Source organism: Streptococcus mitis, from assembly GCF_002005545.1.
Taxonomy (GTDB): Bacteria; Bacillota; Bacilli; order Lactobacillales; family Streptococcaceae; genus Streptococcus; species Streptococcus mitis_I.
Genome location: NZ_LBMT01000005.1, coordinates 1 through 787, shown reverse-complemented (window position 1 = coordinate 787; position 787 = coordinate 1). Strand labels below are relative to the sequence as shown.

The window sequence follows — 787 nt, the reverse complement described above, 5'->3', positions numbered from 1 at the left end:
GGGAGTTTAGCTCAGCTGGGAGAGCATCTGCCTTACAAGCAGAGGGTCAGCGGTTCGATCCCGTTAACTCCCAAAGGTCCCGTAGTGTAGCGGTTATCACGTCGCCCTGTCACGGCGAAGATCGCGGGTTCGATTCCCGTCGGGACCGTTTAAAATAACGAAAGTTATTTTAGACTCGTTAGCTCAGTTGGTAGAGCAATTGACTTTTAATCAATGGGTCACTGGTTCGAGCCCAGTACGGGTCATATCTGCGGGTTTGGCGGAATTGGCAGACGCACCAGATTTAGGATCTGGCGCTTAACGGCGTGGGGGTTCAAGTCCCTTAACCCGCATTAAGATATAATAAATGAGCCGGCTTAGCTCAGTTGGTAGAGCATCTGATTTGTAATCAGAGGGTCGCGTGTTCAAGTCATGTAGCCGGCATTTTTAGATAGAAGAAAACAGTGCGAACGTAGTTCAGTGGTAGAACACCACCTTGCCAAGGTGGGGGTCGCGGGTTCGAATCCCGTCGTTCGCTTAGAGAGGCCGGGGTGGCGGAACTGGCAGACGCACAGGACTTAAAATCCTGCGATTGGTAACGATCGTACCGGTTCGATTCCGGTCCTCGGCATAATATAATGAGCACCCTTAGCTCAACTGGATAGAGTACCTGACTACGAATCAGGCGGTTAGAGGTTCGACTCCTCTAGGGTGCATTTTTCTATTTAATTCGGGAAGTAGCTCAGCTTGGTAGAGTACTTGGTTTGGGACCAAGGTGTCGCAGGTTCGAATCCTGTCTTCCCGATTC

9 tRNA genes are annotated in these 787 nt (G+C 50.7%); all 9 read left to right on the top strand.

Going from position 1 to position 787, the window contains the following annotated elements:
- Positions 1-73: transfer RNA gene (locus QS39_RS10585), tRNA-Val, on the top strand.
- Between the two features lie 2 nt (positions 74-75).
- Positions 76-148 (top strand) — tRNA-Asp (locus tag QS39_RS10580).
- Positions 149-172: 24 nt separating this feature from the next.
- A tRNA-Lys gene (locus QS39_RS10575) sits at positions 173-245 on the top strand.
- A 5-nt stretch (positions 246-250) separates the two neighbouring features.
- Positions 251-332 (top strand) — tRNA-Leu (locus QS39_RS10570).
- A gap of 18 nt (positions 333-350) precedes the next feature.
- Positions 351-423: transfer RNA gene (locus tag QS39_RS10565), tRNA-Thr, on the top strand.
- A 22-nt stretch (positions 424-445) separates the two neighbouring features.
- A tRNA-Gly gene (locus QS39_RS10560) sits at positions 446-517 on the top strand.
- A gap of 7 nt (positions 518-524) precedes the next feature.
- A tRNA-Leu gene (locus tag QS39_RS10555) sits at positions 525-610 on the top strand.
- A gap of 11 nt (positions 611-621) precedes the next feature.
- A tRNA-Arg gene (locus tag QS39_RS10550) sits at positions 622-695 on the top strand.
- A gap of 15 nt (positions 696-710) precedes the next feature.
- Positions 711-784: transfer RNA gene (locus QS39_RS10545), tRNA-Pro, on the top strand.
- The last annotated feature ends 3 nt before the right edge of the window (positions 785-787 follow it).